Here is a 14,018-nt window from a genome sequence, read left to right on the forward strand (position 1 = left end):
CCGAAGTTGTCGATGTCGTCGACGTCCAGGCGGATCTCCGCGGGCTGGCCGCCCCGGACACCCGGGATCGTCGCGTCGCCGTTGTGCAGGGCGACGAGGTACTTGATCGTGGCGACGATGTCGTCGACGGTGAGCACCGAGTCGCTGAGCGGCTTGTCGAGGCCGAGCTTCTGGTTGATCTTGTACCGACCGACCTTCGCCAGGTCGTAGCGCTTCGGGTTGAAGTAGAAGTTGTCCAGCAGCGCGCGGGCGGCCTCGGCGGCGACCTGCTCGCCCGGACGGAGCTTGCGGTAGATGTCGCGGAGCGCGTCCTCCTTGGTGAGGATCGTGTCCTTGCTCAGCGTGTCGGCGATCGACTCGTAGCCGGCGAACTCGGCGAGGATGTCTTCGCTGGACAGGCCGAGGGCCTTGAGGAAGACGGTGACCGACTGCTTGCGCTTGCGGTCGATGCGCACGCCCACCTGGTCGCGCTTGTCGATCTCGAACTCGAGCCAGGCGCCGCGGCTCGGGATGACGCGCGCGGAGACGATGTCCTTGTCGCTGGTCTTGTCGGGCGTCTTGTCGAAGTAGACGCCGGGGCTGCGGACCAGCTGCGAGACGACGACGCGCTCGGTGCCGTTGATGATGAACGTGCCCTTGCCGGTCTGCAGGGGGAAGTCGCCCATGAAGACGGTCTGGGTCTTGATCTCACCGGTGAGGTGGTTCATGAACTCGGCCTCGACGTACAGCGGGGCGGCGTAGGTCTTGCCGCGCTCCTTGCACTCCTCGATCGAGTACTTCTCCGGCTCGAGGTAGGGGTTCGTGAAGCTCAGCTGCATCGTCTCGCCGAGGTCCTCGATGGGCGAGATCTCCTCGAAGATCTCCTCGAGGCCGCTGGTCTCGGGCACGTCGGTGCGACCGGCCTCCTTCGCCTCTGCGACGCGGGCCTTCCAGGCGTCGTTGCCGACGAGCCAGTCGAAGGACTCCGTCTGCAGCGCGAGAAGGTCGGGGACCGTCAGCGTGTCGGAGATCTTGGCGAACGACAGGCGCGATGCGCCGCGGCCGTTCTTGGGGGTGGTGGTGGAATTGGTTGCGTTGCGCGCAGCAGCCAAGGGGATTACCTCCATGAGCCCGGGCGGGGGCTGGTTTCCTTGTCGTCAGGTGGAGTGCTCCGTTCCACTCCTGCGCGACGCCTCCGATGATCCGGGGGCACGTTCACTCAACGCAGGCACAAGCCGACCACCATATGAGGGCATGGGGGAAGGGAGCGCAAATACCCACTATAGTCCGCACGACGCGCCATGTCCAGTCGATTCTTGACGCGCCTCCCCGGCTGCGGTATAACCGCGCGGACGCGCTCTCAGAAGCGCCCCGACGACGCCGCGCCGGCGTGGCGGAAGCGCAGGCGCGTGCCCGGCCGCGCCTGGCCCAGCAGATCGCGATCGGCATCCGTGACCACGGCGACGACCGGGTAGCCGCCGGTGACCGGACCGTCCGGGCCGAGGATGACGGGATGCCCGTCCGGGGGCACCTGGATCGCGCCGGGCAGCATGCCCTCGCTCGCCAGCTCTGAAGTATCGGTGCGCTCGAGCGCTGGTCCGTCCAGGCGGATGCCCACCCGATCGGCCTGGGTGGACACCGTCCAGACCTCCGCGAACAAGGGCGTCAGGGCGGCGAACCGCTCGGCGCGCGGACCGGGCGCCACCGTGATCTCGAGCTGGGCGGCGGGCGGGGTCCACGGTCGCAGATCGACGGCGGGCACGGCCCCGACGACGTCGCCGCCCACGGCGAGCACATCGCCCGCCGCGAGCGGGGCCGGGCCGAGGCCCGCGAGAGTGTCGGTCGCCCTCGAGCCGAGCAGTGACCGCGCGGCGACGCCGCCGCGGACGGCGAGGTAGGCGCGCGCGCCGTGCACAAACCCCTCGATCTCCAGCTCCGCGCCCGCCGGCCACCGGTAGGCGACATAGGGGTCGAGTGGGCGGCCGTCAAGGCGCATCGGGCCCCAGGCACCGGCGAGGGCGAACCAGAGGTCGTCCGCGGATGCCGCGGCATCCCGCACCGCGCGGAACCCGCCCATCGTGATCTCGATGCCGGCCGCGCCCGCCGCGGTGCCGACGAGCCGGTTGGCGACGCGCAGCGCCGCGCGGTCGGCCGCACCGGACACCGCGACACCGGACGCGAGCGTGCCGCGCCGCCCCTGATCCTGCACGGTCGCCGCGAGGCCGGGCGCCAGCACCCGGATGCCGCCGCCGGCGCGCGACGCCGGTGACGCACCGCGAGCATCCACCGGGCGTTCCGCGGAGGAGCGGCCGGTCACGGGGACGAAGCGCACGAGGTCGCCGGGCTGCAGCAGAGCGGGGGACGCGGCGTCGGGGTCGAACAGCACGGCGGGCGTCGTGCCGATCAGCTGCCAGCCGCCGGGCGTCGACCGCGGGTACGCACCCGAGAAGCGTCCGGCGAGCGCGACGGCGCCGGCCGGCACGCGCGGCCGTGGGCGCGACCGCCGCGGCACGTCGTAGGGCCAGTCCGCGCTGACGAGATAGCCGAACCCGGGGGCGAACCCCGTGAACGCGACCGTCCAGTCGGCCGCCGCGTGGCGCGCCGTCAGCTGCGCGACGCTGATGCCCAGCTCGGCGGCGAGCGGGTGGAGGTCCTCACCGTCGTAGACGACCGGGATCTCGACGGTGCGGCCCGGCGTCGCGACGTGCGCGACGCCCGTCCGGGCCGAGAGCACCCACGTCCGTGCCGACGCGAGCGACAGCATCGTGGGGTCGACGACGACGAGCACCGTCTGCGCCGCCGGCACGAGGTCGACGACGCCGGGCGGCCGTGTCGCCGCCAGTCGAGCGTGCAGCGCGAGAACGGCGTCGAGGTCGTCCACCTCCGCGAGCAGAGCACGCTCACCGAAGGGGCGCACGCGGATGCCGCCGGCAATCACCCCCTCGCCGGGAATCACCCCCTCGCCGGGAATCACCCCCTCGCCGGGATTCACCATGGCGCGGCGATGTCGACGCCCGCGGCATCCAGAGCCGCACGCACGGCGCGGGCCATGGCGAGCGCACCCGGCGAGTCACCGTGCACGCACAGCGACGCCGCCGCGGCCTCGACGAGGCTGCCGTCGATCGCCTCGACGACGCCGCTGCGAGCCAGACGCACGGCGCGCGCGGCCACCGCCTCGGGGTCGCGCAGGAGCGCACGGGGATCGCTCCGCGGCACGAGGCCGCCGTCGGGCAGGTAGCCGCGGTCGAGGAACGCCTCGCGCACGAACGGAAGGCCGGTGCGTGACGCCTCGTCGGCGATGACGCCGTCCAGACCCAGGATCGGAACGGCGCGGCCGAGCGCGGCGGACACCGAGGCCACGGCATCCACCACCGCGCGGGCGTGCCCGACGTCGCCGCGGACCGCGTGGTAGAGCGCTCCGTGGGGCTTGACGTAGCGGATGTCGGCTCCGGCTCCCGCGAGCGCGCGGAGCTGGGCGTCGACGCTCGCGCGGAGGTCGGCCTGCGTGATCGACAGCGGCGTCCGTCCGAATCCCGCCCGGTCGGGGTAGGAGGGATGCGCCCCGATCGCGACGCCGGTGCGGGCGGCGCGCTCGACCGCGGAGCGCATGGACGCCGTGTCGCCGGCGTGGCCCCCGCACGCGACGGAGGCGCTGGAGATCAGGGCGAACATGGCGTCGTCATCGGCGGTGGGCACCCCGTCGACCGTCTCGCCGAGATCGGCGTTGAGATCGATGACCGCCACGATCCGAGCGTACCGGCGGCGCGGGTGCCCGGCCGCCGGCTCCGTCGGCGGGATCAGCGACACGCGGCGCGTGGTGGCGTCCCGACTAGCGTGGGGGGCATGGCTCGCGCGCACGTGGAGGACGACGAACCGCAGGCGCGCCTGTCGGACGGCACGATCGCGCGGGTCGTGCCGAGCCGCTACGCCGGCGGCTACGAACTGGATGTGGACGGCACACCGCAGTCGCACGTCGACCTCGACGACCCGGCGCACCTGCACTTCGAGTACGTGGCCCGGATGGGCGCGGTCATCGACCGGCTCCGGATGCCGGGGCAGCCGCTCACCGCGATCCACCTCGGCGCGGGAGCGCTCACCCTTCCCCGGTACGTCGAGCACACGCGCCCCGGCTCGCGACAGCAGGTGATCGAGCTCGAGCAGCCCCTCGTGGACCTCGTGCGCGCCCGTCTGCCGCTGCCGCGCGGCGCGCAGGTGCGGGTGCGCATCGGCGATGCGCGCGACGTCGCCGGTCGCCTTCCGGCCGGGCTGCAGGGTACCGCCGACCTCGTGGTCTCCGACGTGTTCGCCGGTGCGCAGACGCCCGCCCACCTCACCACCGTCGAGTACTTCCGCATCCTCGGCGGGCTGCTCGCGCCCGACGGGGTGCTTCTCGTGAACGTCGCCGACGGCGCGGGACTCGCCTTCGCCCGCCGCGAGGTCGCCACCGTGCGGGAGGTGCTTCCCGAAGTCATCGTGCTCGCGGAGGTGCAGACGCTGAAGGGTCGCCGCTTCGGCAATCTCGTCATCGCGGCCTCCCCCTCCCCCCTGCCCGTCGAGTGGCTGCCGCGACTGATGGCCGCCGGTCCCCACCCGGCGAAGGTCGCGCAGGGCGCAGAGCTCGACGAGTTCGTCCGAGGCGCCCGAGTGGCGACGGATGCCGATGCCACCGCCTCACCCAAGCCCGCGGCATCCGTGTTCGAACGCTGAGAATCGGCGGCCGCGGCGTGTACAGGCGGGCCCCCCGATGGCCTCGGGTCACACTGGAGGGGTGCGCCTCACGCAGGCGCGTTCGCACGACGATCCGCACGACGAAGGGGGCCTGCCCGTGACCTACATCAAGGGATACGACCCACAGACGCTGCGCGAGATGGTGGACCCTCGCGAGTGCCAGGAGCGCCTCGACGAGTTGGGCGACCAGCGCAGCCTTCCGGCTCTGCTCGAACGGGTGTGGCTGCTGAAGGTGCTCGGTCGGTGGGACGAGTCCCTCGTCGTGTCGGAGCAGTCGGTGCGTGTGGCACGGATGGGCGGGACCCGCAAGGATCTGCTGCGCGCGCGGATCCTGCACGCGAGCGTGCTGCAGGTGCGGGGAGCGTACGCCGCGGCCCACCAGGAGCTGACCACCTGCGCCGAAGAGGCGGAAGGGCAGGGCTGGGCAGCCCTTGCGGCGTTCGCCTTCCAGCATCGCGGCAAGGTGAGCTACGACGCCGAGGACTACGCCGACGCCCGCGCCGACTTCAAGCGCGCGCTGTTCCTGCGTCAGCAGACGGGCGCGCCGGAGGAGCAGCTCGAATCGACGCTGCTGGCCATCGAAGCCGCCGACCGCCGTCGCACGACGGCCGTCGCGAGCTGAGTGTCGGACACCCGTTCTAGCGTGTCCGCATGACCGATCTGGACGTCGTCCGGCGCGAGGCCGAGGCTCTCATCCGCACGCATCTCGACGCGTCGTGGACGTTCGCCTTCGACAACGCGAAGCGCCGCGCGGGAGCCTGCGACTACACGCGCCAGCGCATCACCGTCTCCCGGTACCTCGCCGCGCGATACGACGACGAGACCAATCGCCAGACGCTGCTGCACGAGGTCGCGCACGCGCTCGCCGGTCCGCGGGCCGGGCACGGCGCGGCGTGGAAGCGCACGGCCCGCATGCTCGGCTACACCGGCGGCACGACCCATCACGGCGAGACGGCGACCGAGCTGGCCCCGTGGGTGGGCGTCTGCCCCAGCGGTCACATCGCCTATCGGCATCGCCGCGCCACGAGGCCGACGTCGTGCGCGCGCTGCTCGGCATCCTTCGATGACCGCTTCCTCTTCGTCTGGACGCGCCGCGAGATCTCACCGGCCACGCGTCGGGCGGCGATGACGCCGCGGGAGGCGGTCGGCGCGCCGTTCTGAGCGCGGCTCAGGCGTACGCCGCGAACGTCCCGTCACGCAGCACGGGCGCCGACGACACCGCATCCACCTGCGCGGCGGCGAGCACGTCATCGCGCAGGCCCCGGTCGATGAGCTCCTGCCCCGATCCGCCGGCGGTCAGAAGGTGCCGCAGCGCAGGACGCAGGCCCCGGAACGCCTCACCGGCGGCCGCCGCCTCGGGCGAGGTGTGGTCGATGCCGAGCGCTCCGAGCGCATCGACGATCGCGCCGGCGCCGAGGAGGTCTTCGACCGCGACGCGAAGGGCGGCGCCGGGTTCACGGGACGAGAGCTCGCCGGCGGCGATGACGAGGATGCTCGTGCGCGCCGCGCGGCGCTGCTGCTCGGCCATGACGGCGGCGGCCACCGCGGCGGCATTGACCAGTGCCCCCAGGAACACCACCGCGTCGCTCTCGGCGGCGCGGGCGGCGACGGCGGCGCCGTTCAGCGACAGGGCGTGGGCTTCGGCATCCAGCGCAACGGTCTCGCCCGCCTCGATGTGCCGCGCGACCGTGCTCGAGAATCGGAGCACGTCGACGACGACCACGACATCGGATGCCGCCACGCGCTCGAGCCCCGAGGTACCCCATTCCATGCGCACCTGATAGCGGGACTGATCGAACGGGGAAGCCATGTCTCCAGGCTACGGGCAGGCGGATGCGAGACTGGGCGCATGCGGATCATGCTGAAGCTCGTCCTGGACTGCGACGCGGATGCCGCGTGGCGCGCCCTGCACTCGCCGCGCGCGGTCGCCGACCTGTACGGCCCGTTCGTCGAGCTGGCACCGATGGCGGCGGAGGGACTGCCGCTGCGTCTCGAGCCGGGCGCCGACGTCCCCGTGCGCATGAGCGTCGCCGGACGGATCGGGCTCGGCCAGCAGCTGATCCATGTGAGCGAGCGGCACGTCGACGATGCGAACGGTCCCGTGCGCATCTTCCGTGACAGCGGCATCCCGCTGACCGGTCCCCTCGCGGCCCTCGATGTCTGGGACCACCAGATGGCCGTCTCCCCCGCGCCGGGCGATCCGTCTCGCACGCTCTGGCGTGACCGGCTCGTCATCGGCGGTGCGGCGGCGGCCCCGCTGTGGCCCGTGCTCTGGGCGACGTGGCAGTGGCGCGGCGCGCGGCTGAAGGCGCTGGCGCCGACCTGGGCGTACGACCCCGAAGCCGCGGAGGACACCTCCGTCGACCCGTCCGAGCGCTGACGGCCGCCTTCCCGAAAAAGCCGGCCGCCGCGGTCGAAGCCGTGACCGCGGCAGCCGGCGTCCGGGCGCTCCCGACGCGCCCGGATTCTCACTCGGCGAGGGCCTCCACGGCACTCACCCGCGTCGCCAGCCGCGTGGGAACGACCGTGGCGACAACGGTCAGCAGCGTCGTCGCCGCGACGACGATGAGCACCGGCATCCACGGCACGGCGGGGGCCACGACCGTCGGCGCCGCGAACGACGGCGGCAGCGCGACCGAGCCGAGCAGCGACTGCGCCGCCACCCAGCCGTAGACGACGCCGAGCACGAGCCCGAACGCCAGCGCCGTGATCGTCACGTGCACGGCCTCCAGCAGCACCACGGTGCGCACCTGCGCGGACGACAGCCCCAGCGCGCGCAACAGGCCGAGCTCACGCCGACGCTGCACGACACCGATCGTCAGGAGGTTGACGAGTCCGACGGCGGCGATCACGGCCGACACCGCGACGAGCCCCATCATGATGGCCGCGAACGTGTCGAGCACGCGGCTCAGCTCGGCGGCCGGAACCCCATCGGCTGCGGCGGTCAGCAGCGCTTTCACCGACGCACTCGCGACCGCGAACATCACCACGAGGGTCACCCCCATCACGACACCGATCGCCATCCGGCTGGCGCGCTCGGGGTAGCGCAGCGCATTCTCGGCGGCCAGACGCGCGGGCGCGGAGCGTCCGAAGGCGCGTCCGCTCAGGCGCAACAGCGGCGGCATGACGAGGACGGCCCCCAGCGCGAGAGCGGTGAAGGACAGCACACCGCCGAAGAAGGCGACGATGACACCCAGCGGCGATGCCGTCCCGACGACCACGCCGCCGGCGAGCAGCGCCGCACCGGAGGACCCGAGCGCGACCGCGACCGCGGTACGCCCGCGCGATCGGGCCTCGTCGCGCCTGCGCGGCGTCGCCCCACCGAGCGCCTGCAGGGGCGTCACCGCCAGCACCCTGCGCGACCCGCTCCAGGCGCCGGCCCAGGTCGTCAGCGCCACGACGGCAGCCGGAACCAGCAGCACCGGCTGCAGTACGGCATAGCCGACGGTGACGTGCAGCAGTGCGTCGGCGGCACGAACGAGCGCGGCGGCGACGGCCGCTCCCACGATGAGGCCCGTCGTGGCTCCGATGACGCCGACTCCGACGCCCTGACTCCCCACCTGGCGGCGCTGAGCCCGCGCGGACGCGCCGATCAGCCGCATCAGGGCGATCTGACGGGTGCGGCCGGCGACGATGGTCGCGAAGGTGTTGGCCGTCACGATCGCGGCGACGTACACGGCGACGCCGACCAGCAGGACGCTGAGGATGCCGAGGACGATCGCGACCGTCTCGCTGTCTCCCAGGTAGGGGTCGGTGCGCGCCCACGTCGCGATGTAGCCGGTGGCGGTCAGCAGCAGCACGCCGAACGCGGACGAGATCGCGGCGACCAGAATGCTCGCCCCCATGCCGCGCTCGCGCAGCCACGCCCCTCGTGTCCAGGCGCGGCGGGGCGCAGCCGTCGGCGGCGCCGCGCGGTCGGCGAGCGCGCTCACGCCCTCACCTCCGCGGCCAGCATGAACGCCGCGACCTGCTCGGCGGTCTGCGCGGGCTTGTCGGCGACGACACGGCCGTCACCGAGAAACAGCACGCGATCGGCATGCGCGGCGGCCACGGGGTCGTGCGTCACCATCGCGATGGACTGTCCGTGCTCACGGCTGGCGGCGGCGAGAAGGGAGAGCACCTCGCGGCTCGAGCGCGAGTCGAGGTTGCCGGTCGGCTCGTCGGCGAAGACGAGGTCGGGCGCCGTCGCGAGGGCGCGGGCGATGGCGACGCGCTGCTGTTGGCCGCCGGACAGCTCGTGCGGCCGGTGCTGCAGGCGTGCCCGCAGCCCCAGGGTGTCGATGAGGGCGTCGATGCGAGCCCGCTCCAGCGCCGTCGGGCGGCGCCCGTCGAGATCGAAGGGCAGCATGATGTTGCCGATTGCGTCGAGTGTCGGCACGAGGTTGAACGCCTGGAAGACGAAGCCGATCCGACGACGGCGCAGAATCGTCAGCTCGAGGTCGGACAGTCCCGTGATCTCGGTGTCGCCGATCCACGCCCGACCGCTCGTGGCGCCGTCCAGCCCGGCCATGATGTGCATGAGCGTCGACTTTCCCGAGCCCGACGGGCCCATGACGGCGGTGAACTCGCCGCGGCGGATGCCGACGGTGACGCCGTCGAGAGCACGCACGCCGCTCTCGCCGCCGCCGTAGGTCTTGGTGAGGCTCTGCACGCGAGCGGCGAGCCCGAGTTCGGTCATGGTGATCTGCATGCTCTCGACGCTACGGAGGGCGCCCGTGGCGCCGCGTCGGCCTCGCGTCGCGACGCTCTACATCGCAAGGATGATCTGGAGAAACGTTCTCTCTCAGGCCAGGCCGTGCTCGAAGGCGAAGACGACCAGCTGCACGCGGTCGCGGAGTCCGAGCTTTCCCAGCACGCGACTGATGTGGGTCTTCACCGTGGCCTCGGAGAGGAACTCACGCTGGGCGATCTCGGCGTTGGAGAGGCCGCGGGCGGCGAGGGCGAAGATCTCCCGCTCCCGCTCGGTGAGCTCGGCGAAGGCCGGTGGCGTCGCACGCAGGGGGGCGGAGAACTGGGCGAACAGCTCGCGGGTGGCCGCGGCGGCGATGACCGCCGAGCCTGACTGCACCGTGCGGATCGCTGCGAGCAGGAACTCCGGATCGGCGTCCTTCAGGAGGAAGCCGCTCGCCCCCTGACGAATCGCGCGGGCGGCCGCCTCGTCGAGGTCGAACGTCGTGAGCATGACGATCCGCGGCGGCGCGGCTGCCAGGCTCGGATCCGCCAGCAGCTCGGCGGTCGCTGCGAGGCCGTCCATCACCGGCATCCGGATGTCCATGAGCACGACGTCGGGGCGCGTCTGGCGGACGACGCGCACGCCTTCGGCCCCGTCTCCGGCTTCGCCGACGACGGTCAGATCGGGCTGCGAGTCGATGACCATGCGGATGCCGGCGCGGAAAAGGGCCTGATCGTCGACGAGGACGACGCGGATCGGCGCGCTCACCGGGCCGCGCCCGGCACGTGCGAACCTGGAAGGTTCGGCCCGGGGAGCGATCCCGGAGTGATCGATTCCCCGGCGATCGGCAGCGAGGCGGTCACGACGAAGACCTGCCCGCGGGGCGCCGCCTCGAGGTGCCCGCCGACGAGCTGTGCGCGCTCGCGCATGCCGATGAGCCCGTGTCCGCGCGCCTCGCCCTCCCCGCGGTCGCCGTGCGCGGCGGCAAGCGGCGACGGCGGATCGATGGGGTTGCTCACGCTCAGCTCCACTCTTTCAGGGTGCCACGCCAGCCGCACGCTCACCTCGGCGCGCGCGCCGTGGCGCAACGCATTGGTGAGCGCCTCCTGCAGGATGCGGAAGACGGCGAGCTGTACCGCAGAGGGCACCTCGGCGCTCGGCATGGGGTCGATGTCGACGCGCAGTGCGACGCCCGCCGCGCGCACCTGTGCGTAGAGCTGCTCGAGGTCGGCGAGTGTGGGCTGCGGGCCTTCGGCCTGCGTATGCCGCAACTGCGTCAGCAGCATCCGCACGTCGGACAGCGCGGCGCGGGCCGTGGCGGAGATCGTGCCGAGCGTCGCTGCGGCGACGGCCGGGTCGGATGCCGCGGCGTAGCGCGCGCCGTCGGCCTGCGCGATCACGACCGCGAGCGAATGGGCGACCACGTCGTGCATGTCGCGGGCGATGCGGGTGCGCTCGGCCTCGGCGACCGCCGTGGCCTCGGCGAGCTCCTGCGCGCGGCGATTCTCGCGAGCACGCAGCGTGGTGCGCACCAGCGCACCCGTCGTCCACGACAGCAGCAGGGCGAACGCGGCGGAGGCGAAGGTGGCGACACTGGCGAACACGTAGGTGCCGATGCCGTTCGGGGTGCCGGCTCCAAGCAGGAGCGGCACCACGACGATGTAGACGGCGATCGCGACCGCGCCGACCAACGATGAGGCGAGTCCGAGCCAGAACGTGCGTCGCGCCCCGTATGCCGCGGTGGTGTAGAGCACGCCGAAGATCACGACGTTCGCCGGCAGCGGCGGCAGGCCGCTGGCCATCTGCATGATCGCGGCCACCCAGCACACCGCCAGCGCCAGCTCCGGAGCCAGGCGCCGGATCGCGGCGGCGGCCGAGAAGACCACGGTGAGCACCATCGCGACGGCGAGCGCCACGCGCGGGGGCAGCACGCCCGAGCTGACGGCGTCCCAGGGTGCGAGGATGGCCAGCACCGCGAACATCGCGAAGACGCCGGCGGCGACGATGTCGACCGTCAGCTGCGTGCGGGTGAGCCTGCGGAACACGCTTCGACGCTACGCGACGGCGCGAGCCGCGGCATCCATCGCGGGGTGTATTGCGACGCGACGCCGACTCAGCGGATCGCTCCTGCCGCGGCCGGATCGGCCAGCGCCCGGTCGAAGAGGGGCTCGGTGGCTCCCACCAGCTCGAGACGCGAGCGCAGGGCGGCGCGTTCGATCCGCACGCTGCGGCGGAACTCGCTGAGCGTTCGCGAGGACACCTCCACCGACAGCCGCTCGCGCCCGGCCGAAAGGAGCGATCCGAGGAAGCCGCCCAACACGACCATCCGCGGGTTGAACAGGTGGATGAACGTCGACATGCCCTCGGCGAGCAGCGCGGTCTGTCGGGTGACCTCGGCGAGCAGCCGCGGATCGCGCGAGGTTCCCAGCTCGATGTCGAGCTCGTCCTGGTCGATCGTGGAGCGGCCGAGGATCTCGAGCAGGCCGTGCAGACTCACCTCGGCTTCGAGACAGCCGCGACGGCCGCAGCGGCAGAGCGCTCCGCCCGTGCGCACGAGGGTGTGCCCGAGTTCCGCCGCATAGCCCGAGGCGCCCTGAAGGGGCACGCCGCCCACGATCACCCCACCGCCGATGCCGCTGGCGTGACCGGCGATGTAGACGACATCGCCGATTCCCCGCGCCGCACCGAACCTCGCCTCGGCGATGCCCTCCAGCGAGCAGTCGTTGCCCACGAGCGCGGGGATGCCGAGCGCCCGCTCCATCTGTGCGCCGATCGCCACCGCCGACCACCCCAGTCGTGGGGTCCACCGCACATCGCCCGACTCCGCATCGACGAGTCCGGGAACGGCCACGCCGATGCCGATGATGCTCCGTTCCGCACGCTCCAGCCGAAATCCTTCGACGATGGACCCGACGGTACGCACGGCCTCGACCGGTGTCGGCGGGGTGCGGACATCGACCCGGATGCGGCGCAGCAGCTCACCGCCGAGTCCCACCAGCCCCACCGTGATCGCGTCGGCGTCGATGTGCACACCGACGCCGGCGTATGCGCGGCCCGGCATGACGATCGGGCTCGGGCGGCCGATGCGTCCGCTCGGAGCCGGAGCCTCCTCCGTGACCCACCCGAGGTCGACCAGCTCGCCGATCAGCCCCGCGATGGCAGAGCGGCTCAACCCGGTCTGCGCCGTGAGTTCGGCCCGACTGAGCGGGCCCGAACGATGCACGAGCGTCGAAACGAGCGCGAGATTGTTGCCCCGGAGCGTCGCGTTGCTGGTCGCGGCGGCGGGGCCGGCGGGGATGTTCATCGCGACTCATCCTCTCCTGTCCCGCAGGGCGCACGGATCCACAGCGGCGACGCGGGCTGGCTCCGCGTCGCCGCTGACGGCAACGGCGCTCACCGCATGCCGGCGCGCCTCTTGTTGAACACGTCGAAGGCGACGGCCAGCAGCAGAACGAAGCCCTTGATCGCCATCTGCCACGCGGCATCCACGGACAGAATCGACAGCCCCATGTTCAAGACCCCCATCACGAGGCCGCCGATCACCGCCCCGACGACGGTACCCACGCCGCCCTGGACGGCTGCGCCGCCGATGAAGACGGCCGCGATCGCATCGAGCTCGTAGTTCTGGCCGGCCGAGGCCACCGCCGATCCCGCGCGCGCCGTACTGACGATGCCCGCGACGGCGGCCAGAGCCCCCATGTTGACGAAGATGAAGAAGGTGACCCACTTGGTCTTCACGCCGGACATCTGCGCGGCGAAGAGGTTGCCGCCCATCGCGTAGATGTGCCGGCCGAACACCGACCGGCTGAGGACGTAGCTGTACGCGAGGATCAGCAGGGCCAGCACGATCAGGATGATGGGCGTACCGCTGTAGCCCGACAGCAGCCACGTGAGGGCCATGATCGCGGCGACGGCGATGATCTGCTTGGTCCAGAACGATGCACCGGGCTCCCGCGGCAGTTCGAGCCGCCGCAGCGCGGCACGGGCGCGCAGCTGCTGCACGATCAGCGCTGCCGAAGCGACGAGGCCGAGCAGCAGCGTGAACGCGTCACGACCGAGGATGCCGCCGGCGAAGCCCGGGATCCAGCCCGCGCCGATGGCGGTGAACTGGGGCGGAAGGCCGCTGATCGTTCCGCCCGTGAGGAGCACGAGGGTGAATCCTCGGAAAATCAGCATGCCGGCGAGGGTCACGATGAAGGCGGGGATGCCGACGAACGCGACCCAGAACCCCTGCCAGGCACCGACCACGGCACCGGTGGCCAGCGCCACGAGCAGCGCGGCCCACCACGGCAGACCCCAGACGTTCATGGAGATCGCGGCGATCGCTCCGACCATGGCCACCACCGAGCCGACCGAGAGGTCGATGTGACCGGCGATGATCACCATCACCATCCCGATCGCAAGGATGAGCACGTACGCGTTCTGCTGGATGAGGTTGTTGACGTTGCCCGGCAGCAGCAGGCGCCCTCCGGTGAGTACCTGGAAGAGCAGGATGATCACCGCGAGGGCGGCGAGGATGCCGTACTGCCGGAGGTTCACGTTCAGGCGCAGCCGCCGCTTGGCTGAGCCGCCCGATGCGCCCGCTCCGGGCCGAGTGGAAGTCGACGACGTGGTGGCGCTCATCGGGCCAGGTCCTTTC

General features: G+C 72.2%; 13 protein-coding genes and 1 pseudogene. 4 read left to right on the forward strand and 10 right to left on the reverse strand.

Features of this window, described 5'->3' with window-relative positions; all coding sequences use genetic code 11:
- The 3 genes and pseudogenes from BGN98_RS03280 to pxpA all read right to left on the reverse strand — a co-directional run.
- A pseudogene (locus tag BGN98_RS03280) lies at positions 1–1,091 on the reverse strand (DNA-directed RNA polymerase subunit beta); the annotation flags it as partial.
- A 248-nt stretch (positions 1,092–1,339) separates the two neighbouring features.
- On the reverse strand, positions 1,340–2,974 hold the full coding sequence (locus tag BGN98_RS03285) for a 5-oxoprolinase subunit B/C family protein (RefSeq protein WP_288119535.1): 1,635 nt from the start codon (positions 2,972–2,974) through the stop codon (positions 1,340–1,342).
- Positions 2,968–3,723 carry a 5-oxoprolinase subunit PxpA gene (gene pxpA, locus BGN98_RS03290; protein ID WP_036284649.1) on the reverse strand — a complete coding sequence of 252 codons (756 nt, stop codon included), beginning with the start codon at positions 3,721–3,723 and terminating at the stop codon, positions 2,968–2,970. Before pxpA ends, BGN98_RS03285 begins: the two co-directional genes overlap by 7 nt.
- A 99-nt stretch (positions 3,724–3,822) precedes the next feature.
- Between pxpA and BGN98_RS03295 the strand changes: the two genes are divergently transcribed.
- From BGN98_RS03295 to BGN98_RS03305, 3 genes are all read left to right on the forward strand, one after another.
- On the forward strand, positions 3,823–4,686 hold the full coding sequence (locus tag BGN98_RS03295; protein WP_036284571.1) for a spermidine synthase: 864 nt from the start codon (positions 3,823–3,825) through the stop codon (positions 4,684–4,686).
- Between the two features lie 118 nt (positions 4,687–4,804).
- Positions 4,805–5,329, forward strand: a complete 525-nt coding sequence (locus tag BGN98_RS03300) for a tetratricopeptide repeat protein (protein ID WP_036284646.1) — start codon at positions 4,805–4,807, stop codon at positions 5,327–5,329.
- A gap of 29 nt (positions 5,330–5,358) precedes the next feature.
- A complete protein-coding gene (locus tag BGN98_RS03305) occupies positions 5,359–5,868 on the forward strand; it encodes a SprT-like domain-containing protein (protein WP_288119539.1) in 510 nt (169 codons plus the stop codon).
- Positions 5,869–5,875: 7 nt separating this feature from the next.
- Here the strand turns inward: BGN98_RS03305 and BGN98_RS03310 are convergent, their stop codons facing one another.
- A complete protein-coding gene (locus tag BGN98_RS03310) occupies positions 5,876–6,517 on the reverse strand; it encodes a 2-phosphosulfolactate phosphatase (protein ID WP_288119540.1) in 642 nt (213 codons plus the stop codon).
- Positions 6,518–6,556: 39 nt separating this feature from the next.
- On the opposite strand from BGN98_RS03310, the gene BGN98_RS03315 reads away from it, so the two are divergent.
- A complete protein-coding gene (locus tag BGN98_RS03315) occupies positions 6,557–7,087 on the forward strand; it encodes a hypothetical protein (RefSeq protein ID WP_005050552.1) in 531 nt (176 codons plus the stop codon).
- Between the two features lie 88 nt (positions 7,088–7,175).
- Here BGN98_RS03315 and BGN98_RS03320 read toward each other — a convergent pair whose 3' ends face one another.
- The 6 genes from BGN98_RS03320 to mmsB all read right to left on the reverse strand — a co-directional run bounded on the left by BGN98_RS03320 (position 7,176) and on the right by mmsB (position 14,002).
- A complete protein-coding gene (locus BGN98_RS03320) occupies positions 7,176–8,639 on the reverse strand; it encodes an ABC transporter permease (protein ID WP_288119542.1) in 1,464 nt (487 codons plus the stop codon).
- Positions 8,636–9,397, reverse strand: a complete 762-nt coding sequence (locus BGN98_RS03325; protein WP_288119543.1) for an ABC transporter ATP-binding protein — start codon at positions 9,395–9,397, stop codon at positions 8,636–8,638. Before BGN98_RS03325 ends, BGN98_RS03320 begins: the two co-directional genes overlap by 4 nt.
- 93 nt (positions 9,398–9,490) lie before the next feature.
- On the reverse strand, positions 9,491–10,147 hold the full coding sequence (locus BGN98_RS03330) for a response regulator (protein WP_121189712.1): 657 nt from the start codon (positions 10,145–10,147) through the stop codon (positions 9,491–9,493).
- On the reverse strand, positions 10,144–11,424 hold the full coding sequence (locus BGN98_RS03335) for a sensor histidine kinase (RefSeq protein WP_288119547.1): 1,281 nt from the start codon (positions 11,422–11,424) through the stop codon (positions 10,144–10,146). Before BGN98_RS03335 ends, BGN98_RS03330 begins: the two co-directional genes overlap by 4 nt.
- Positions 11,425–11,492: 68 nt before the next feature.
- A complete protein-coding gene (locus tag BGN98_RS03340) occupies positions 11,493–12,683 on the reverse strand; it encodes an ROK family transcriptional regulator (protein ID WP_288119549.1) in 1,191 nt (396 codons plus the stop codon).
- 89 nt (positions 12,684–12,772) lie between these two features.
- Complete coding sequence (gene mmsB, locus BGN98_RS03345; RefSeq protein WP_288119551.1) at positions 12,773–14,002, reverse strand: multiple monosaccharide ABC transporter permease; 1,230 nt, start codon at positions 14,000–14,002, stop codon at positions 12,773–12,775.
- Between the last annotated feature and the right edge of the window lie 16 nt (positions 14,003–14,018).

It is taken from the genome of Microbacterium sp. 69-7, assembly GCF_001897985.1.
Lineage (GTDB): Bacteria > Actinomycetota > Actinomycetes > Actinomycetales > Microbacteriaceae > Microbacterium > Microbacterium laevaniformans.

Excerpts from the sequence above, each read along its gene's own strand:
- BGN98_RS03295 (WP_036284571.1), top strand. The coding sequence starts at position 3,823 with ATGGCTCGCGCGCACGTGGAGGACGACGAACCGCAGGCGCGCCTGTCG.
- BGN98_RS03325 (WP_288119543.1), bottom strand. The coding sequence starts at position 9,397 with ATGCAGATCACCATGACCGAACTCGGGCTCGCCGCTCGCGTGCAGAGC.
- mmsB (WP_288119551.1), bottom strand. The coding sequence starts at position 14,002 with ATGAGCGCCACCACGTCGTCGACTTCCACTCGGCCCGGAGCGGGCGCA.
- BGN98_RS03285 (WP_288119535.1), bottom strand. The coding sequence starts at position 2,974 with ATGGTGAATCCCGGCGAGGGGGTGATTCCCGGCGAGGGGGTGATTCCC.
- BGN98_RS03305 (WP_288119539.1), top strand. The coding sequence starts at position 5,359 with ATGACCGATCTGGACGTCGTCCGGCGCGAGGCCGAGGCTCTCATCCGC.
- BGN98_RS03310 (WP_288119540.1), bottom strand. The coding sequence starts at position 6,517 with ATGGCTTCCCCGTTCGATCAGTCCCGCTATCAGGTGCGCATGGAATGG.
- BGN98_RS03315 (WP_005050552.1), top strand. The coding sequence starts at position 6,557 with ATGCGGATCATGCTGAAGCTCGTCCTGGACTGCGACGCGGATGCCGCG.
- BGN98_RS03340 (WP_288119549.1), bottom strand. The coding sequence starts at position 12,683 with ATGAACATCCCCGCCGGCCCCGCCGCCGCGACCAGCAACGCGACGCTC.